Source organism: Pontibacterium granulatum (assembly GCF_029961155.1).
Taxonomy (GTDB): Bacteria; Pseudomonadota; Gammaproteobacteria; order Pseudomonadales; family Balneatricaceae; genus Pontibacterium; species Pontibacterium granulatum.
This window is the reverse complement of record NZ_JASBRH010000011.1, coordinates 1-22,416: the sequence shown is the minus strand read 5'-3', so window position 1 is coordinate 22,416 and position 22,416 is coordinate 1. Positions and strand designations below refer to the sequence as shown.

Annotated in this window: 6 protein-coding genes; all 6 read right to left on the bottom strand. The window is 50.8% G+C overall.

All coding sequences use genetic code 11. From position 1 onward, the window contains the following. Nucleotides 1-146: 146 nt before the first annotated feature. The gene (locus QKW35_RS11765) at nucleotides 147-7,223 is read right to left on the bottom strand and encodes an Ig-like domain-containing protein (RefSeq protein WP_282353311.1); all 7,077 of its coding nucleotides are present in this window, start codon (nucleotides 7,221-7,223) and stop codon (nucleotides 147-149) included. 24 nt (nucleotides 7,224-7,247) lie between these two features. Next, nucleotides 7,248-8,519 carry an HlyD family type I secretion periplasmic adaptor subunit gene (locus tag QKW35_RS11760; protein ID WP_282353310.1) on the bottom strand — a complete coding sequence of 424 codons (1,272 nt, stop codon included), beginning with the start codon at nucleotides 8,517-8,519 and terminating at the stop codon, nucleotides 7,248-7,250. Continuing rightward, complete coding sequence (locus QKW35_RS11755) at nucleotides 8,506-10,590, bottom strand: type I secretion system permease/ATPase (protein ID WP_282353309.1); 2,085 nt, start codon at nucleotides 10,588-10,590, stop codon at nucleotides 8,506-8,508. The genes QKW35_RS11760 and QKW35_RS11755 overlap by 14 nt, the downstream gene beginning before the upstream one ends. Next, entirely contained in the window at nucleotides 10,580-11,836 is a 1,257-nt protein-coding gene (locus QKW35_RS11750) for a TolC family protein (protein ID WP_282353308.1), read from the bottom strand. Before QKW35_RS11750 ends, QKW35_RS11755 begins: the two co-directional genes overlap by 11 nt. Then, the gene (locus QKW35_RS11745; RefSeq protein WP_282353307.1) at nucleotides 11,833-20,391 is read right to left on the bottom strand and encodes a VCBS domain-containing protein; all 8,559 of its coding nucleotides are present in this window, start codon (nucleotides 20,389-20,391) and stop codon (nucleotides 11,833-11,835) included. The genes QKW35_RS11750 and QKW35_RS11745 overlap by 4 nt, the downstream gene beginning before the upstream one ends. 966 nt (nucleotides 20,392-21,357) lie before the next feature. After that, entirely contained in the window at nucleotides 21,358-22,131 is a 774-nt protein-coding gene (fabI, locus tag QKW35_RS11740) for an enoyl-ACP reductase FabI (protein ID WP_282353306.1), read from the bottom strand. Nucleotides 22,132-22,416: the final 285 nt, after the last annotated feature.

Below are 22,416 nucleotides of genomic sequence, written 5' to 3'. Positions count from 1 at the left end.
ATTTCGAGAGCGCGACATATTCACTTCGATATGAAGTAAAACCTATACATATACCACTAGACACACTCAACTTTTCTCGGATTTTCGACACAAAAAAGCCTCCACCAAATGGGGAGGCTTTCTTAAAGGCTATTAGACTTTTTCCTCTACGCTGGCGTAGCACCACCGGAGTAGAGGTCTTCTAACTCAGGCGGCGTCACGCTCGCGACACCTGAACCACTGTCTCCGGCGAACATAAAGTCGCTTTCGCTTAAAACACCGCTATCAAACAGGACGGTAAGCGAGCCATCAATGCCACTTACCCCCAATGCGCCCAGGTCAAACTCAGCCATATTGGAACTGTCATTAACCATGACGTTGTCTGCTGTTAGCTGCTGATAATCGATGCCCAAAGCGGACAGATCAATCTTGTCCAATCCCACTTCGAATCCAGCAATCGTTACATCTACGTTAATTCCGTCACCCATTAGATCAACAAAGCCAGTGATATCGGCATCAGAATCACCACTGATCAGCACATCACCGCCGTCATTTTGATCAACCAGGAAGTAATCGTTACCGCTACCGCCCTGCAGATTATTCTGGACACCTGCCAAACTGGTAAGCACATCATCACCCTCCTGCCCGGAGAGATTATTGATGGAGCCACCATTAGCAAACAGAGCATCATTTCCTCGACCACCCGCGATGGAGTTTGAAGAACCGCCCTCTCCGCTCACAATATCGGCACCATTACCACCCTGGAACTGATCCGACAAATCACTCAGCATCAGCACACCGTCTTCAACGGTATAGGTACGATCTGCAAACTGCAGCTCCTCTACCTGAACAATATCCACGCCGTCAGAGCCATCTGCCGGGCTTTGCATAACAGTCAGAACACCACCGGTATCAGAGAACTGTTCACCTTCAAAGGACAACAGACGGTTGTAAAGATCAACCTGGAAGTCACTCATCATGGTGATGACATAGTCATCGGCATTACCGCTAAACTGAGCGGTATCGTAACCTTCCCCACCAATTAGCAGGTCGTTGCCATCACCACCGCTGAGGGTGTTGTGCAGTCCATCACCAAAGAGCTTATCATCCCCTTGGTACCCGTTGAGATTGCCTTCATCGAAGGTAGCTTTCAGCGTCTCATCATCTACAAGACCACTATCTTCGCGTGGAGCATTATCTTCAAGCTGAGCGTTGTTGAATTCAGTTTCAGTCACAGAAATGACCGTAGCGTCACTGTCAATTGCATCTGCCACCGCTACAGAGAAGTACTGTTCAGTCTGCGAATCCTGATCTAAGGTACGGATAAACAGCTGACCGTTTTCGTCAACCTTAACATCCAGTGGCACCCCCTGAACCTCTTGGGAATGAAGAACACTGCCATCTGTACGATCGACAATTGCAAGACCTGTTGTATTCAGGGCGAACTCACCTGTTTCCTCGAACGTCTGCATACTACCCACGCCCATCAAGACAAAGGCGTAGTTCATATTGCCATCAGCAGTTTCGAAGAATACTTCGGCGTCCGTCACGCCAATAGGGATAGTCGGGCTGCTGTACATAGCGGTTTTAGAAAGCAGGGCCTCTCCCATTGGCAACGCCACATCCGTTGAGATGCCATTAAGGCCATCGAATGCCATTACTCCCACTTTCAGCTCATCACTGTTTAGCGGGTTCTCTTCGATCAGCAACAATGTTCCATAATCAATATCCTTGATCATATGCGCATTGTCATTCAACTCAACAATGGAGAAGGCACTCTCATCAGGTGTCACCGTTAATCCGCTTGGCAACTCCTCCAGATCCGCTTCATTGAATACAAACAACGTTTCACGGAATGTTGGTGTGGATCCTTCATTGAAGGTTATGGTTTCCAGAATGAACATCGCACCATCACCCGGCCCCCAATAAGGTCCGTCGATCATCGCACCATCGGCCTGCAGAACAGAATCCAAGCCTGAGAAATCGATTGTAACGCCACCAATATCGGCGCTCAGCGGTAATTCCGAGCTTTCCACATCAATGGTCACAGTAGCGCTTGAAGTGCTGTGAGCATCATCAACCTGATCACTGATGCTGTACACCACTGTATCCTGACCCACAAAACCTGCATTTGGGGTATAAACCAGCTTGCCTTCCGCATTGATATGGGCAGTACCGTTGGACGGTTGCTGTGTAATGGCCAGCGTGTCTTCCAGCAGCCAGTCCGTACCTTGATAGTCATTCACCAATATATCAACAATACGATCACCACCGTCCTGGAACATATTGGCATAGTCGTCTACAGCCTGATGAACCGGCACAACCTCAATGTCTACACGTATAGGGTCAGATACCTCCCCTACAGCGTTTTGCACCGTGTAATAGAAGGTATCCGTTCCCGTGAAGTCAGCCATTGGGGCTGTGTACTCCACATCCCAGGTTTCATTTTGGCCATCGTTATCGAGATCCTTGGCAACCAGCTCAACCTCACCACCTTGGGCAGTCGTAAAGCTAATCCCATCAGACTCGTCTTCATCAAATAATATCGCCGTCGAATCAACAACATCACCATCGTTCTGGAACACTTCGATTGGAAGGTTATCTGCGCCTGCACGCACAAAGAATTGGTCATCTGCGCCAAATGGAGCAGTGCTGTTGTATGCACTCAAGGCGTCGTCGAACTGTTGCACAGATATAGCAGTAACAGCGCCCGCCCCATCGACCTGATAGTAGTTGAAGGCATCTGAAGACTTATCTTGGTTCATCAGGTACAGATTGCCATCAAACTCACGTGGAATGGCATCAAAGTTGGACAAGCTACCCGAGAACGTTCCCGAAAGCTCTGCAGTCCAGGCAATAGAACCATCGCTGTTCAGCTGAACCACGTGCATTGAGTTCTCTTTACCATAGGCGAACTCATGCGATTTGAAGCCACGCATCAGCAGTACCGCACCGGAGTCATCGGTATCCACCAGCTTCGGAGCATAGTACAGCGCACTACCATCCTCCGAGGTCTGTGGTAAAAACGCAATCATGGCATCGTGAGACAAACCGGTATATGCATCGGTAACCACCAGATTGCCCTGATCATCCAGACTCAGCGCCTTAGCATCGTACTGCCAGCCTGTGTCTAAATCTTCCGAGTAACGGGTCAGCCATACGGAGTCATGCTCCCAGTTGGAGCCCAAACGCCAGGAATCGGACCCCAGATCCAGCGTAGTCTGTGATGTTTCGCTACCGGACTGATCAAAGTAACGAATCGTGTAGACCCCGTTATTGATCTCCATCTGGAAAGAAGTGCCATCCGCTTGATATCTTTCAATCACAGCACCGTCATGCACAGCGGCATACTGCTCTTGAGCTGCACTGAAGAGGTGGCTTCCACCTCCCCATACATCACCACCTGCACCAACAAGGAAATACTCTGTATTTCCAGAGTCCTTATCCTCCATCTGGAAGTACATAGTGCCATCATCAAGGCGTGGAACCATATCGAAGTTGGTTAAGCTCCCGCTGAAGGTGGCCCCCATCGGCTCGGAGGTCATCACTACCTGACCGGTCTTATCTACCACCAGAGTGTAGGATTCATTCAATTTGCCGGTTTCAAAGGTTGGGTCGGTAAAGCCACGCATCAAAATAACACTATCGTTTTCACCTGCTTCAACTAACTTCGCCGTGTAGTAGATAGGGCTTTCCCCTTCCGTAGATGGGAGGCTCCCCGTAATAGAGCTAATAGCAACGTCGTTAAGCTGATCCTCAATCTCAAAAGTTCCAGTGTTAGGATCAAATATAACCTCTTTGGCATACATGTAGTCGAAGCCATAAAGCTCCCGGATCAACATGAAACTACCTGGCTCCCAACCCTCACGCACATACCACTCGTAGCCTGCGCCATCAAATGAGCCGGAATAAATGGTGTCGCCAGCTTCATTCCTCACGCCAATATCAAACAACCTACTATCTTGGCTGGAAACAACGTATTCAAGACCATCTCCAATGGGCATCACCGTATATTGAAAACCAGTGTCCCAAGGACTATCAGGATATTGAGAGTTTGCTGTATTAAATGCTTCTTCACTAATGGAGTTTACAGTGGATCCGTCACCGCTGATGTTGTAATACACCGCAGACCCGTCAGACAAATCCTGCAATTGGATGTATAAGGAACCGTCGTAGTCTCGTGGTACAAGATCATAATCGGACAGGCTGCCATAATGGCTACCGACCATACTCTCGGTAATCCAGTTTACTGAGCCGTCACTGGCAATACTGGCAACATAAACATGGTTTTGTTTGTCGTAAAAGTCTTCATCTGTAGCGCTGCGAATCGACATGATGACGCTACCGTCATCACCAACTTCGACCGGCCTTAACGAGTAGATCAGGGGTTCATTCGTATCTGTAGTGGCTGGCAACTGATCGGTGACCGTGCTCCAGACAAAACCGGTTAACAGATCGGTAACCTGGAAGGATTGTGTATCAGAATTGAAGGCAACCTGTTTAACGCCGGATACAATATCGCCATCTACGTTTTCTTCCCAGTGGCGTAACAGGAATGAGCCTGGCTCAAACCGTCCATCCACATTCCAGAATACACCACCAAGATCCAGCTCTGTTTCAGTGTAAGAGCCTGTTTCGGAGTCATAAGCACTAACAAAGTAACCTTCGAGTGAACCTTCAATCTCCAAGCGGCTGCCGTTTGGATAATCGATTTGCCGATAGTAGTGAGTATTGTAATATTGCTCTAACGCTTCATTGGCATCGATAGGCTCCCAAGCCTGCAAGGGATTGAGAGTAAAAGCCTCAGCATCAATACGGTATGCGGATATATCTTCAGGTGCCCCACCGTGGAACGCGTAGAGATAGCCGTCAAACGCCAGGAAGCCTTCGACATCGCCACCTGGAGGCGTATCAAAGACTGAAGTTCCCACTAATGTATCATTAGATCCCATGACCACAACGGCCGTTTTCCCGGCTTCAGGCAGTTGAACCGAAGCCACCATTCCATCCGAGGTATATTGAACCCGAATCCAGTCAGGCGTGCCGTACTCAGCGGGAATCCCACTGAAATCCAATAGGTCTTCCTCACCCAGCAGCTCTGCCAAACTATTTTGATTTTCCAGTGCAGGCGTCCTATCCCAATCCTGGATAAACCAGTGATCTGGATTCGATGGATCCTGGACTATAAAACCACCATCCATTGTGTCTTCCGCGAAGGAATGATCCAAAACCTCTGCCGTGTCCAGGTTAATCAACCAGGTTTCCCGAACCTGCCCCCACTCATCCTGTGGTCCACGGGCACTCAGAATCACGCGCGTATCAGATATCTGCTCTATTGCGAAATGTTGCTGAGGCTCAATATCTACACCTGCTAGCGCCACATCCAAATTCGCGAGAGCCCCATCAACAACCTCTGCCTTCCAGAAATCTACGGTACCCTCAGTGTTGGACGTAACCCAGTAAAGTTCCTCCATGATCTGCGCGTCATGCACATATCCATAGAACTCAAGCTGCATCTCACCTGATGGCCAGGCGACAGCTTGTCCGCTGCTGTCGAGCAGTATTAGCGATTGACTAAAGTTAGATGCAAGCTCTTCATCAACCGACGGCACTTTGTCCAGCAGAATTAAGCGAGATCCATCATTACCCCATTCAAGCGTAGAATAAGAGAACGCTCCCAATGATGAGAGGTCGTACTCTTGCCCACCAAAGTTAACGTTTAACGAATCCTCGACACCACCAAAAAGAATATCTCTAAATTCCCAAGATACTTCACGAACTTCACCTGTGGCGATGTTCCATTGTGTCAATTCATACTGATCAGAGATTTCCAGATACACTATCTGATCTGGATTGAATGGCGATACCATTAACTGGTTGATTTCCCCTGCAATTGAAACAGGCACACCAGCTTGACCAGTATCTCCATCAACAACATTCACATAATTTGTAGCGGCATCCTCATCTGTAGACGGGTTAAATGCAAACGTAGCAATGGCCCAATTTCCATCTATCAAAGACATCGACTCAATGCCGGTGATAAAGCCTTCCGGAGGATTAGGATATAACTCATTCGGAGTTATCGAGAACAACTCTGTAGCTGAGTCGTCTGCAACTACTCCATCCTTGGTAAAGCTATATTCAAATACCGAAACACCCTCACCGGATAGATCTTGTAAATAGAAACTAGACCCTCCTGCGCTACCCTCAGCTCCGAAATCGACAGAACGGAGCAGGGGTTGCCCCTGACGGCTGATAACCTGCTCGATATAACCACCAGCACCATCAGCGGAGAATAAGTGCCATGTTTCGTAACCTATCGGATCAATATCTACATCTGAAAAATGATCCAGAATAATCAGGGCCGAACCATCTTCGGCATTATAGATTACGTTCAAAACTTCCGTTTCATAGCCGTCAACAGCAGCACGGTAATCGATTACTTGGATCGATCCATCTGGCAACTGGAGTGTCGCTATAGAATCTGGAGCAAGATGATCCCAGCGCGCCTCCCAATACGCAGATGGGTATATTTCCGCCGCAGATTCATCCATAAAGTTCAGTTGATAGGATTCGTCTACGATCCAACCACTATTAATTTCCCCAGTAATGCGTGCGAAAGTATTACCATCTGCATCCTGATAGATACCTTCCGTCAGCTCTCCACCCGGATTGAACATCACTGAGCGAGTTGAACCATCACTGCTGAGTTCAATTACAGAAACCGTATCCAGAGTATGTCCCGAAGCCTCCGCCGCAAAAGCAATCAAATACCCAGTTCCATCTGCTGTCGCACCGATGTAGGTTGGGAATGTGTCCTCAGCACCAGAGATGGTTGGAGTTAGACTATTCAGCTCAGCTTGGGTAAGAACAACCTCAAAGCTCGATTCAAATCCCGTGGCACTGTAGTCCAAAGAAACAACTTCACCTGAATCAGTATTCAGGAAAAACGCCTTTCCAGTGGCGGCCGTATTAAGATATTCAAGGTTTCCATTTTGCGGTAAGTGAATCATATCAACCGCATTTTTATCGCTATCTACGACGACTAGTAGTTCATCGTTTACGTACTCAGGGCTGTAAACTTCGGCCTGTACAAGAACCAATGTATTTCCTTCCCGATCAAAAGAAACCTTATCGGTGCGGGTTACATCAAAAGTAAGTACCGCTTCTGAGAGCTGGTTTGACAGATCAACCGAATAACGATCTTCCTGATCCATTGAATAAACGTCGTAGATAAAGCTCATAGTATTCCCTCTAAACCTGAAGAATCAGCGCTCACTGAACGCATTTTCCTTAATCTTCAGAACCGGCTTCAGGATGTATTCCAGTACGGTTCTGCGTCCGGTAATAAAATCCACCTGGGCCTGCATACCCGGCATGATCGGGTAGCTTTCGCCATAGGCGTCCAATGTAGAACGCGAGGTTTCAACCCGCGCGACGTAGTAGGTGGTGCCATCCTGCTCAGTGAGCGCATCAGGACTCATCGTCACAACGCGGCCATCTATGGCGCCAAAGCGTGAAAAATCGTAAGCGGTAATTTTGACCCGCGCCGGTTGATTCGGCGCCACGAAGGCGATGTCTTTCGGCAATACCTTGGCCTCAACCACCAGCTTGTCTTCCAGTGGAACAATTTCGAAAATGGGTTTGGCGCGTTCGATTACGCCACCGATGGTGCTGATCAGTACCTGGTTCACTACACCGTTGATCGGCGAGCGAATTTCGGTTCGTCTAAGCTTTTCGGACAATGACGGCAGGCTGTTTTCCAGCCTTGCCAGCTGGGTATTTACATCATTTAGCTCTTCCAGCGCTTTGACCCGGTAGTTCTGGTGTTCACTCTGGATCTGCTCTTCGGTTTCGCGGATCGCATCCTGGGTTTTACTGATGTTCAAACTCGCTTTATCACTATCCCCCTGGGTACGGATCACCTCCTGCTCCAGGCGAATCAGCTCCAGCTCTGGTTCAATCCCCTGTGCCACCAGCGGACGCATGATTTTGAGTTCTCGACGGGAAAGCTTTAGCACCTGCTGCAACTTTTTCAGTTCTGCACGGAAAGAAGCCAGATCCTGTCGTCGCTGCTCTAGCTGACTGCTCAACTGACGCAGGCGCCCTTCCAATGCTTGCTTGCGGCCGTTAAACAGTTGCGCTTCCCGTGCTACCAATGTCTCTGGAATTTCAGAAAATTCAGCGACATTAAAATCCAGGGATTGTTCTCTGGACTCGGCTTCCAAGCGCACACGAGACGCTGTTAAAGCAAGTCGCTCGTCATCGGTTTTGCGGTATTCCGAACGACTGTCCACGTCATCAATCAACGCCAGTAGCTGACCTTCAGATACATGGTCGCCCAGCTTGACGTGTAGCTCCTTCAGGATGCCACCGTCGTAGCTCTGGACGGTTTTGATCTTGGTAGACGGAATGACTTTGCCATCTCCGCGGGTGACCTCGTCGATCTCAACGATCGCAGCCCAAGTGATCATCGCGGTCATAAAGATGACGATGCTGTAGAAGATCGCATAGTTCAGCGTCTGATTACGCAGGAGCATGGGCAGCCTCCTCCTGACGACTGGTTGCCGCTTTCATTACCTGATCCTTCGGTCCATCACCAACCAAGCGCCCTTCATCCAGCACCAGAACACGATCAACTACGGCTAGCACGCTGGATCGGTGTGTTGTCACTACAACAGTGCGCCCTTCGCTGTACTGCTTCAGGTTGCGCAGAATCTGCAGCTCTGTTGTCATGTCCATCGAGCTGGTTGGCTCATCCAGCATTAGCATTGAGGGATGACTTACCATCGCCCGCGCCAATGCAATAGCCTGACGTTGGCCGCCAGAAAGACTGCTTCCTTTCTCTGCCAGCACACTGTCATACCCCTGCGGCATTTTGCCGATGAAGTTATGTGCACCCGATACTTGCGCTGCCATTAATACTTGTTCATCACTGGCCTGACGTGCCCCTACAGCGATGTTCTGGCGGATAGTGCCACTGAACAGGAACGATTCCTGAAGCACGGTGCCGATACGTTCGGCCAGATCCAGCTTATGCAGTTGCCGTATGTCGGTATCGTCAATCAGAATTTGTCCTTCAGTGGGCTCAAGTAGACCCAACATCATCTTCAGGACTGTGGATTTGCCTGATCCGATACGGCCAAGCAATGCCACGTGTTCTCCCGGACGGATCACAAATGACAGATCCTTCACCACGTAGTCGCTGTTTTCGTCGTAACGGAAACCTACATTTCGAAACTCGATCCGGCCTTTAAGGGATTCACGGGTCAGGCTGACCTCGTGGTTGATCGCATGGCGCTGCTTAAACAGATCATTCAGCCCACGATACGAGGTGATGGAATAGTGGATTCGGGTCATCAAATTGGAAAGCTGCGCCAACGGCGCCACAATACGACCCGAAATAATCACACAGGCCACCAAGGCCCCCATGGACAGCTCAGCCTCAGCAATCAGAAAGACGCCGTAGAACACCAGAGCGACCTGCATGATCTGTTGTGAAGATCCAGTCACATGGCTGGCAAATTGCGTCAGTGAGCGGGACTTAAGGTTGGTCTGCGAGTGATGCTCTACGCTCTCAACCCAGCGCCTCTTAAGAAAAGAGGTTGCGGGCAACGTACGTACGGTTTCCAGGCCAGAGACTGTCTCCACTAATACAGATTGCTTGCTCTGACCATCCTTGTAGGAATCTTTGGAGTGGCGCGCCAACAGTGGCTGCAACCCAATCCCCACCAACAGCACCAACGGCACCAATACAGCAGGCACCAATACGATATCGCCCCCTATGGCATACACCACGCACATAAACAAAAGGATAAAAGGCAGATCCACCACGGCAGCGACTGTGGCCGATGCGAACATATCCTTCAGCCCCTCAAACTCCCGCAACGTATTGGAGAAAGCCCCGGTGGACATACGACCGGTCTGGAAACGCCCGGCAACCAGATTGTCGAACATATCAGAGGCTATTCGTTTATCGATGCGGGCGCCGGCTTGGTCGATAAACACCGCCCGCAGGGTTTTGAGGATAAAGTCGAATAGGATGACGATCCCCACACCAAGCGTCAGTGCCAGTAATGAATCCGTTGCATTGTTAGGAATCACTCGATCGTAAACGGTCATCACGAACACCGATGACGCCAGAGCGAACAGGTTGATGAAAACTGCTGCGATAATGACCTGACTGTAAGCGAGTCGATTATCGAGCAATGCCCCCCAGAACCAGTGATTTGAAAGCGTGCTTTTAATAGCGCCATCACCGTGGCGAATATTGCGCTTGGTGAGCCGGAAGCAAACACGGAATCCACCATGCAACGCCTCAGCCTGTTCCTGCTCAGCATCCTGCCAATCGACAAACTGTAGATGGCCATCTTTACTGACGGCAACAAACACCTCGCCACTAAACGGCTCGCCACAGGCATCCAGCAGGAAGTGTTTGCGCAACACCTCCTCCAATAACACATCGGTGACTGGCTGGTCCGCATCGGGGCGCAACAGCTCGAAGAAGTTGGCTTCACTCAGTTCAAAGAAAGACGCTAGCTTGCGGACCGCCTCTTCAAGGCCATCCAGCAGAATCAGCGTTTCGTTTTGCGGCTGTTTGTTACTGCTCATTACTTAACAACTTAAATTGGTATCGGGCGGCCAACAGATCCAGCGTTGCCTGCAACGCTTTCAGTTCATAATCAGACGCAACTTTTTCGTAGTCATAGATATCCCGCAGACGACCTCGGGAATATGTCAGCTGAGTACGCGCCAGAGCAGCAGCCTGCCATTTAGCTTCAGCCAGTTCCGCATAGAGTTCGGATTGCTGCTGGGCGGTATGCCAGCTGGTGATGGTTTTTTGCAACTTGCGACGCGTCTCTTCACGGGCAAGCTGCAGGTTGTACATCTGTTCGGTCACCGCATACTGCTGTTCTTTGACGATCAGTTGCTTGCGCCCACCCTGATAGGCGTTGTAACTCAATTCCAGCGTGGTAAAGAGTTCGTATTCGCGGTTGTCTTCCTGATAGGACACCTTGAAATCGAGTGCTGGCCAGCGCTCGCTTCGCTGGCTTTCAAGCAGGGCCTGTGACGCAGCAAGGCGCTGCTTTTCAGCTAGCACATTGGCACTAGAATCTTCCAGGCCCGCAGCCACACGCTCAGGCGCAGCAGCAAACTGTGGCAACGTAGTAACGTCCGGAAGTTCGCCGTACTGCTGCTGAAAGTCAGATGCAACACGCGACAATTCAAGCTGTACCGCGCGCTGCTCCAGCTCGTTGGCCTTGATCTCTGACTGGATATAGTCCAGTTCCAGACGAGCCCCTGCACCACTACGGTATTTCCGTTGCAGATCCTGTTCATGATCGGTCAAGCTTGTGAGACGCAGCTGCATCAGCTCCAGCTCTTTCTGCAAACGGAGGTACTCGAAATAGTCTGCTATGACCTGTTCGCTGATTTCCACAACAGACGCTTCGTTGTCTCGAACCTGCGCGTGATGTTCCTGCTTAGCCACTTCGACACGATGCTCCACCCGCCCCCAGTCATACAAAGGCAATGTGGCTGTGACATAAGCACTCAGGTCGCTGTAGTCCTCATCTGCATGTCCGGCCGGGCGATGCTTGACGCCACCCTGAATGCTCAGATCATCGTAGGTATCTTCAATCTCGACCTGAACAGCAGTGCTATGAAGACGGTTGGGTAACGCCTGAAACGCAACACTGTGCTGGACCTTCGCCTGGACAAATTGCTCAAAGGCTGCATCCTCGATCTGCGCACCCTCATGCAGATCAACCACACCGGCACTCGCGTGAGGAACAGCGGCTGCGCTCAGGCCGCCCCAAAGCAGCCCGTAACGCAGATATCGATTCAGACAGATCACTCGACAACCCCGGAATTGTTCAGATCATCGAGATAGTTCAGCACGTTGTCATCAACCGAGCTGTTGCCTTCATCCAGATTGATCACATCGGTCCAGTCGAAGCTGGCGCTATCAACAGCAGAGGCTACAATCTGGCCTGTTACCTGAGCCCCTGCCTCAGTGGTCAAACCACTCAGATCGATCATGAAGCCTTCAGTAACGGATGCAATGTTCAGATCACCCATGGATAGCAGGCTGCCATCTGCAGTGCGCAGCTGGCTGAGGTCGATGCTGTCACCTTCGGTCTTATTGAAGTCGAGGATCACCGCGTCGATGTTCAGGGCGTTGCTGCCCACACCCGCTACCGCCAGTACATCGGCGCCGGAACCTCCGTGGATTACATCATCAGGATCAAGCACCGAGCTATCGGACGCGGTCAGTACCACCAGATCATCACCACTGCCCCCGGAAATACTGTTACCAGCAGAGGCCACGTAGACAGTGTTATCCCCTTCGTCACCGATCAGGCTGGCATTGCTTCCTTGAGCGATCGCTACACCCATCGGCAGTTCAGATGCCGGTACCTGAAGGTTGAACTCCACAACCGCTGGAGCCAGATCACCATCCAGCACATCCGTCGCAGAGACCCGCACAATGTAATCACCTACCTCAGCGGCACCTTCAGCCACACTGAACGCACCGGTTAGCGCGTCAAAGGTCAGCCACTGCGGCAGTGCGATCGCCAGACCGTCCACAACAACTTCGGCGCTCAGATCGAAGTCACTGTCTACATCGGCGAACAGATCTTCCGGCAGCATGAAGTCCAGTGCTTCCGCTTGCTGCAAGACGATGTCGTCCGGTGCCGCGCCCGCCATTTCGGGGGCATCATCCACACCGGCGACATCAATAGTGATGTCGAAACTGTTGCCATCGGTCGCTGTTACGGTGAAGGTTTCAACGACTTCAGACTGACTATTCAGTTCCTGAGCGGATGCCTGATCCAGCGTGTAGGTCCAAACACCTCCGGCGATCGCCAATGTGCCGTAGATTCCAGCCTGAGTTGAATCTGTAAAGGTCGGGTTATCAGCCTCATCCGGATCGGAAATGCTCAGACCACCTGTTGCAGTAACCGAATCATCTTCTGTCACAAAACCAACCGATTGAGCGTCTATAACTGATGCATCGTCAGTACCGGTAATGGAGAGGGTGATCTGCTGTTCAGTACCATCGCTGGCCACGATCAGCAGTTGGTCACTGACAACCTGACCCTGATTCAGGCTCTGCACGGCGGACTGATCAAGGCTATAAGTCCAGGCACCGCTCACCAGCTCCAGTGAACCATAACTACCGGTCACACTCTGGTCTTCGAAGGTCGGGTTATTCCCTTCGTCCACATCACTGATGCCCAGTACGCCGGTTGCAGTAACCGCCGGTTCCCCCTCATTTCCTTCAACCAGAACCCCACTGAAATCGCCGGTCACAACTGGCGCATCGTCCACCGCAGTCACTGTGATATTCACGGTACCTTCGGTTTCCCCATCCTTGCCGTCAAAGGCCACGTAGGTGAAGCTATCAGCACCGTTAAAGTTTTCAGCCGGGGTATAGGTGTAGGTACCGTCGATGTTCAGCACCAGCGTACCGTTTGCGGGCTGGGTAACACTTTTAATAGTCAGCGTATCAAGATCCACATCGCTGTCGTTATCCAGCAGGTTCGCTGCGGTAAAAGTCAGGGCTTCATCTTCGTTGGTTGTCAGTGCGTCATCCTGAGTGACCGGTGCATCGTTCTGTTCGTGCACGGTGATGGTAACCGTTGCGGTCGCTTCATTACCCCGGTCATCCACCACGGTATAGGTGAAGCTGTCGGTGCCGTTGAAGTCGCCGGTTGGCGTATATACCAGACCCGCTTCCGTGCTTTCCAGAATGCCGTTTACCGGCTCCGTAGCAATGCCGTTGAAGGTTACGGCGCCTTCTGCATCGGAGTCATTGGCGACCAGCTCTGACGGCAAGATTGTCACTTCGCGCCCTTCACTGGTCGCAACCTCATCATCAAGCGCCACAGGATTATCACCGGTACCGGTCACGCTGATGCGAATCACCTGCTCGGTACCATCCGTCGCGGTCAGAGTAACGGTATCGTCTGCGGTCTGATCCTGATGCAAGAACTGAACTGCTGACTGGTCAAGGGTGTAGATCCAGGTACCCGCCTCCAAAACCAAATTACCGTACGTGCCCACAACTTCTGTGTCTTCAAACACAGGAGTGTCATCAGCGTCCACGTCACTAATTGCAATCGAGCCACTCGCCGTAACCGGCGCATCGCCCTCATCTCCTTCGGTCACACCACCGGTTAAGCTGCCGGTCACAACAGATGCGTCGTCGGTGCCGCTGATCTGAATAGTGATCTGCTGCTCGGTACCGTCTGTGGCCACAACCGTGATCACGTCATCCACCTGGTCCCCAGCATCCAGGTCCTGCACCGCTTCCTGATCAAGTGCATAGAGCCAGTCCCCGAGGTTATTAACCATCAGCGAGCCATAGATGCCCGCAATCTCTGCCCCGGCTTCTATCGCCATCATTGGCGTATCATCACCGTCGACATCGATGATCATCAGTGAACCGGATGCGTAGCCGTCTTCAGAGTCCAGATCACCTTCGGTGACGGCACCCGTGATGTCACCGCTGATGACCGCCAGATCATCGGTACCGGTGATATTCAACGTCACCTGCTGTGCAGTGCCGTCAGATGCTGTCAGCGTGAAGATATCCTGCACCTGATCACCCGCATCCAGACCCTGTACGTTGGACTGATTCAGGGTATAGGTCCAGTCGATGCCGGTGAGTTCGAAGACGCCATAGTTACCTTCAAGTGCAACATCGGAAAAGGCGGGCGTGTCATCTCCATCCACGTCCTGAATATCCAGCGTACCTGTAGCGGTCAGCGGCTGGTCGCTCAGATCACCTTCGGCCACATCAGCGCTAAATTCACCAAGCAGTTTCGGATCATCATCGCTACCGGTAATGGCGATGGTGATGGTGGCCGGAGTACCGTCTGACGCCGTCAGCATCAGGGCATCGGTCACCTCATCTCCTGCATCAAGGTGCTGCACCAGGTCTTGGTCCAGCACGTACTCCCACAGACCGTCGGCCAACGTCAGAACACCGTAAGTCCCTGTCAGCTGGGTGTTGGGAAATACCGGATTATCCTGCTGGTCAACATCGCTTATGCTTAGGGTGCCTTTGGCAGAGACGGGCGCATCATCGATATTACCCTCTGCAACAACGCCAGAAAGCTCACCGGATACAACCGACGCGTCGTTCACCGGCGTGACATTGATTGTCACTGTCACCGGCGCACCTTCATCCTCGCCGTCACTTACCACATAGGTAAAGCTGTCTATGCCATTGAAATTTGCAACAGGTACATAGCTGAAGGAGCCATTGTCATACCGTGTAAGGGTACCGTTGGAAGGTTGAGTGAAGCTGCTAATCTCAAGAATATCGTTTTCGATATCCTGGTCATTCCCCAGCAGCTGCAGCGCCTCGAAGTCGAGCTGACCATCTTCGGCAACAGTGAACTGATCAGGCTGTGCAACCGGTACATCGTTCACAGAAGTAACGGTCATCTGCACCTGACCAGATGTGTTGGCACGGCCATCGGTTACGACATAGGTAATGCTATCTTCACCGTGATAGTTTGAATCTGGACGATATATCAGCGTCTGCCCATCGTCAGAAAGCACTACTTCGCCATGTTGTGCCGAAGCAGACTTAAGCCACAGAGCATCGTTCTCTACATCAAAGTCGTTAGCCAACAGATCAGACAGGGAAATCTCGGTATCTTCATTGGTCAATGCTGTTTCATTGTTAACTTGCGGTGCATCGTTGACCGCCACCACATAGATACCTGACGTACGGGAAAGTTGTGCAACTGTCTCTCCGTCCAGACTGATCTCGGCTTCTACCGTGAAACTGAAATCGTCAGCACTGTCAGTGGGTGGGACAACAACCAGGGTGGCCAACTGTTCTGGCGTGAGCGTGTAAACGCCTGACTCAGCCGTAAGTGTGGTTTCTCCTGCTTTGAGCTGTACACCATCCGCTAGTCCGCTCAACTGCAGGGTTTCAACCTCCATATCGCTGTGATATTGCAGCGTTACCGTTAGCTCTACCGGTTCATCCTCAGTCCCAGTTACAGGTTTAAGCTTCAGTACAGGAGTTGGCAGTACGGTGAGTACGGTCATCTGTTCTGCGGTCGCGACATCACCGTTGTTTTCTGTGGCAAATGCCTTAAAGCTCAACGAATAGTCTTGCGCTATCAATTCGTCAGGCAGCGTCAATGTCAGTACACCTAATTGGTCAGCGTTGAGCAGGTAAGTTCCTGCTCCGACACTCTGGCCAGCAGAAAGCGTCGCGCCCTCAGGTAGTCCACTCAGCAATACTGTCAGTGTCTCAGAACCGCCATCGTCGTTATTCAGTACGATGCCAGAAAGATCCAGCGATGTTTCCTGACCCGCAACGAGCTTCAGTGCTGAAAACCCAGGTACAGTCGGAGTCTGTGCTTCAAGTTGAATCGTTTCTGGGAGGTCAATGTTAGCCGATGCACTGGCCACCGAGGTGTAACCGTCAAAGGAGTAGGCGTTGACCGTAATACTGCCTGCTTGAGCAGACTGATTAACTGTAAATTGCAGTGTTGTTGCTTCGGCAGAGGATACATACCAGGATAAGCCATCGGTGTAGCCGGCGCTCAATTCAATACCTTGCGGAAGACCTGTTACCTCTATGATCAGAGATTCGTTACTATCCGGAGTGCTTGCATTGATCGGTAGATCATATGTTTCACCCGCAAGTAATGTAGCAGGCAAACTAATAGCATCCAGATCTATAACGGGTGTATCAGCTACTGCCTTCACTACCACGTTAATCGTTTCCGAAGCCTCTGCCTGAGTATCTGCCACTGCAGAGACGGCGCTGACCTCAAGGCTAAAGTTTCCAGAGTAATGTTCTACCGTGCTCAGAGAGAGGCTGCCGTCGTTAATTGCGGCAATATGATCAGGGTCGCTAAACGTCACTGCACCATCTGTCAGTACCTGCTCAACACCATCCAGCTTCAACACCGCACCTGCTGGTACACCTGAAATAGACAACGAGAGTGTCTCTTCCGCTGTCGGAGCCACCGCACTGACATCAATCGCCAGATCAATCTGAGTATCTTCATCGACCAGAATCTGATTTGTCACGAACAGATCTGGTTGGTCAGCCACAGGGGCAATATTCAGAGAAACTGGAATAATGGCACTAACAGCGAGCTCGCCCGTTGTTAGGTTGGAGGAGAATGCCATTATCTCAAGATCAAGATTACCGCTAAAGTTTTCATTCGGAATAAACTGTAAGTCCGACAAACCGTTGCTGGCAGGGATAAAGTATACCGATTCACCATTAAGGGTTTCGATAAATCCTACATTCAGTTTGCCATTTTCCACTCCACTGACTGTTACAAAGCTCAGACCACTGGCGGTTACATTCAACCCCAGGTCAACCGCAGTATCTTCGACTCCCAGAATAGTCTGACTGTCTAGTGCAATTTCAGGCGCGTTAACATTTGGATCTGCAAGGTAGTGACGCAACGCCACATCGGCGATATTCAGCGTGCCGCCGTCCAGGCTTAATGAGCCGGTGCGCAACACTACGTTCCCACCAATCTCCTGGCCCGCAGCATTCATAGCTAGGTCGATAGACTGTACATTCAAGTCCGCTAAGGTTAGTAACTCCCCGGCATCGCTAACACCATCCTGATTCAGGTCTTGCCAAACAGAGATACCTTCCAACTCACTACCGGAAATAACATTGTCACTGTTCTCATCCAGAGAAGCCAAGGCTGCAGAGGCCGATGTAAATGGTACGCTGTCGTCACCGTTAGCGCCGCCGCTAAACCAGTCAGAAAATACTTCCCGACCGTTGTCGATAACGCCATTGCCACTCAAGTCCTTCACCAGAAGACCATCGTCTGCGCCAACCCAACCGGTTTTGGTGGCAGTGCCCTCGCCGTCGAAGTCGAACTGAATTGAGTTGGTATTTACATCTGTCAGCTCGAAGCCGTCACCGTCCAAGTCTACAACCAACGGGTCAGACAAAACTGACGCTTCAACGGTCGACGCTACATTGCCGCTTGCAGATTCAGGGGAGTCTTCGTTACGGGCAACCGCTACGAAACTCAAGTTTTCCAGAGTTCCGCCAGCCGTTGTTTTGATCTTATATTGTTGAGTCCATTCGCCGCTGTCCTCACTGGTCTCCTGCAAACCTTCGAAAATATAAAGTACATTATTCGGGTCAAAGGAGCCTGCTTCAACGAACTCTCCATCGCCGTTCTGATACAGAACACGGGCATCAGAAGGCAGACCTGTAATATAGGTATAAAGCTGTGTTGTGTTGCCGGACTCGGTAACGGTTACGGTAAATACCGTTGCATCCTGTTCATCTGGAACCACTGCAACAGTTGGTTCCTGCGGTGGCAGAATGACTTGCACGCCGATATCGGTATTGGTGACCGCTGCAGCAGTGCCATCCTCAGCTATAAACTGAGCGCTCAGCGTGAACGATGCGGCGATATTCTCGGGAATGGACATCGTCACAGTTTGCAGCTGATCCAGAGTCAACTGCCATCCAAGTTCCGCATCCAGAGTACCTGCACTAAACGAGACACCGTCTGGGTAGCCCGTCAGATATACAGATACAACATCGTCTGCCCCCACATTAGCCAAGCTGGTCAGTTCAAGGGAGGTTGTATCGCCTGGATCGACCACTAGATCATCAAAGGTGGCACTCACCGCACTCGCTACTGGATCAACAACTATCGTTAACGTGCCGCTTACCTCAGCAGTATCATTCGTACTTAGTTCAACAGCTGTCGCGGTAACTGTCAGAGAGAATGTACCGTCCTGCCCTTCAGATGGTACAAAACTCAATCCTTCAAGATCATCTGACGTCACACGATAAGTCCCGACTTCGTTCACTGCGGAAGTACGAACCCCATTTGTCAGATAAGCACCTACAGGAACACCCGATATTTCAATCGTCAGCTGCTCGGAGTTATCCAAATCCGTTAGCTGTGCGTTAATCGCTTCGGAAAGATCAACCGGGCTTCCTTCACCTGAGGCATCAGGATTGCTGAGAGACAGTTCCGGGGTATCCGCTACTGGTGGAGTCATTGTCACCGACAATGGTTGCCCAGTAATGCTTTCGGATTTTACACCGCCGTGCGCGGCGTAAGCCTCTACACCAATAGACAACGAAACATCCGCATCATCAGATACGTTCAGCTTCAGCCCGCTTAGATCGCTGCTGTTTAGTAGGTAAATACCTGGAGCGGCAGCGAGCCCTTTATTCAGGTAAGTATTTTCAGGTACGGTCACCAGTACGAATTGAGTTTCTCCTACAACAGAAGGACTCAATTCGATGACCAGGTCCAATTGATTCTCTGAACTCTGCTCTGCTTCCAGATTTAGGATTTGAGGGGCTTTAAAAACATCAACTTCAATTAATACCGAATTGTCTGAGACGGCCAGACCATCCGTTACCTTAAACGTAAGAGTTTCAGTACCGGTAAATCCAGCATTAGGCGTGTATACATAACTCAACCCATCAATCACAACCGAGCCATGTTCAAGAGATTCGGTTAGAACGAGCTTCAAGCCATCCCCATCAACATCAGCCGCACCAGGTATCGTACCGGATACGGTATTACCGGAAATGACCGTTTTTTCCAGAGACGCAGCTCCCAAGTCTGGCGCTGCATTACTTAATGTAGGGTTTTCAACTTGGCCATTGTTCCCGAGTTCCTGCGATATAGATAACAACTTGGCACTCAGTGCTGCATCACCGTCTGTACCGCCCGGCTGCGTGGTGAGCAGGTCGTTCAGATCATCCAGTTCAATCTCATAACGACCCGCTATCATTTCAAGCGCTTGATCAAGATCCTCCCCCGCGGTACTTACGATATGTGTAATCGGGTTAATCTGCGCCTCACCCGCACGCTCGATAATCTCCTGTGATAACTGATAAACGCCAGCGAAAGCCAGATCGCCTTGGCCGTCGCCATCAGTATCTACTTGGCCGCCCAACGCGACGAGCACAGCGGTCTCCGTCGGTGCTTCAGCTATCTGATATTGGCCATTTTCATCTGTTGTGGTGAAAATCTCGCCAGCATCCAGAGCCTGGTTATTATTTACATCCCAGAATACAGTTGCCCCCACTACGGGGTCATCGACAACTGCACCGCTGATCAACGACGCGGGGGATGTAGCATCGGTGATTGCCGTCGCAATTTTTATAATGCCACCGCCGCCACCGCCGCCACCGCCACCGACAGCAGCACCGACACCCAGCCCTGCCAGTATTACTTGGCCCAAGCCGACACTGGTAGCAACCTCGGAGCTAGATGCCATAGAAACCTGATACAGATCCAGCTGCGCTGGATTAAAAGCATCCTCAGCAACCAGCTCCTGATAAGTACGCCCGTACAGTTCGGGATGAGCCGCTTTATAGGACTGAACCAAACCAATACCATTCAATGGCTCAGACATCGAACGCAGTATGCTCGTAACATCTTTAGAACCCTCAAATGAAGATTCAGATGAGACTACCGATTTTGCGACCGTGATCGATTCAGAAAATTGTGGTTCGGAAGATAATGCTTGATAGAACTTGGAAAAATTGGCGTATTCGTAATCAGAGAACGAAACACCGGCTATCTGTGCCTCTGTGACTAAGGCATTATGCAGTGACGTGATATAGGAAACATTCAGCGTACCGTTATTCAGAAGCGCTATTTCAGGGTTGATGTACAGAGCACTGAATGAATAGCCTCCGTCACTCACTACTTCTACGACCAGAGGCTGCCCGGTAACGATCGCTCCGTCTGCTAATACAGCTTTGAAATTGTGTCCATTCACTTCCACTTCTGTTGGGATTACCTTCCCGGCCTGCTTCAAAGTCACGCCGGCAACATTGCCTGCAGACGTGTCCAGGGTCCCCGTTAGCGAAAGTGATTCAGCTTGAGCTGATTCCAACAGCACACCTTGTGCAAGAAGAGACAAAAGCAAGGCGCTGCCTCTGTGTGCCTGACGGATAGAACGTGAGCGCGATACAGATCCACGAGGAAGACGATTGGCATCCATGTTGTAATCTCCTGACGGCTTGCACGATGAAGCCGGCCTTCTTGGTCGAAGGGAATTAAGTAATATTTACAGATCGCCCTATAAAAAAAGCGCGCACGAAACCCGCGCTCTATTTACAGAGCGATCTCTTGGGGAGGGTTATAAACAGCGACAAAACGAATCCTTTTGAGGAATTCAAAGTCCGATTTTTGGAAACCTTTCCCTGTCATTTCTGAAATGTATGACAGGCTCCCATCAATTAAAGGCGCGACATCCAGCTGCACCGGGGTAATTTTTTATCACATGGCCAACAACTGAACAAGCTTTCGTTAGTTGAGGCCATGTAATAAATCAAGATATTACCCAACAATTTAATAAAAGTTCATGTCCACTCTATGACATGATGTTCTCGCCTGCATCGACATAGATCAGGTTACCGGTCATGCGTTTACCCATATCACTGATCAGGAATGCCACCAGGTTTCCTACATCTTCCGGTGTAGCCAGCTGATGCAGTGGGGAGCGCTCTATAGCATGTTCCATCAGCTGATCAAACTGGTCGATGCCGGATGCTGCACGGGTTGGCATGGGGCCAGGCGAGATCGAGTGCACACGGATATTCTTCTCACCCAACTCTGCCGCTAGGTAACGGGTTGAGCTCTCCAGTGCAGCTTTGATCGGGCCCATCATGTTGTAGTGCTCTACGACCTTTTCAGCGCCGTAGTAGCTCATGGTCACCAACGTGCCGCCGTCCTTCATCAACTGCTCGGAACGCTTCGCCATGCGAATGAAAGAGTGACAGGAGATATCCATCGCCTTACAGAACCCCTCTGAGGTGCTGTCAGTCAGACGACCGTGCAGCTCACCCAGTGGCGACCAGGCTACCGAGTGGATGACGAAGTCCAGCTTACCCCAGGTGCGCTCGATGGTCTCAAACAACTCCTCCATCTCCGCTTCTGAGCTTACATCCAGCGGCAAGATCAGCTCTGCACCCAGTCGATCCGCCAGTGGGCCCATATAGTTGAGCGCCTTTTCGTTCAGATAGGTAACACAGAGATCCGCCCCCAACTCACGCAATGCCTTGGCACAGCCGTACGCAATACTTTTATCGTTTGCAATGCCTACAACCAAACCTTTACGGCCTTCCAGCGACAGCTTGTTACTCATGAGTAAATACCTATTGATGTGTTTCAGATACCGCGAGCCTAGACAGACTCTGTGACAGCGGCGTTAACGCAGATGCAGCAAAAGCAGCGTTTTGACTGCAGATCACTATAACGTCATGGAGAGCTAGGAATTTAAGCGCCCGATGATATTTATTTTGCAGTCGCAAAACCGGACAGTCCTACCAAAAACGCATAAAAAAACCCCGGTCCATCGGACCGGGGTTCCTTTGATTAGGTGCTTGGCGATGACCTACTCTCACATGGGGAAGCCCCACACTACCATCGG

What these genes read in the sequence shown, in the direction of transcription:
- QKW35_RS11765 (WP_282353311.1), bottom strand. Translation starts at nt 7,223, where the DNA reads ATGAGCTTTATCTACGACGTTTATTCAATGGATCAGGAAGATCGTTAT.
- QKW35_RS11760 (WP_282353310.1), bottom strand. Translation starts at nt 8,519, where the DNA reads ATGCTCCTGCGTAATCAGACGCTGAACTATGCGATCTTCTACAGCATC.
- QKW35_RS11755 (WP_282353309.1), bottom strand. Translation starts at nt 10,590, where the DNA reads ATGAGCAGTAACAAACAGCCGCAAAACGAAACGCTGATTCTGCTGGAT.
- QKW35_RS11745 (WP_282353307.1), bottom strand. Translation starts at nt 20,391, where the DNA reads ATGTCTGAGCCATTGAATGGTATTGGTTTGGTTCAGTCCTATAAAGCG.
- fabI (WP_282353306.1), bottom strand. Translation starts at nt 22,131, where the DNA reads ATGAGTAACAAGCTGTCGCTGGAAGGCCGTAAAGGTTTGGTTGTAGGC.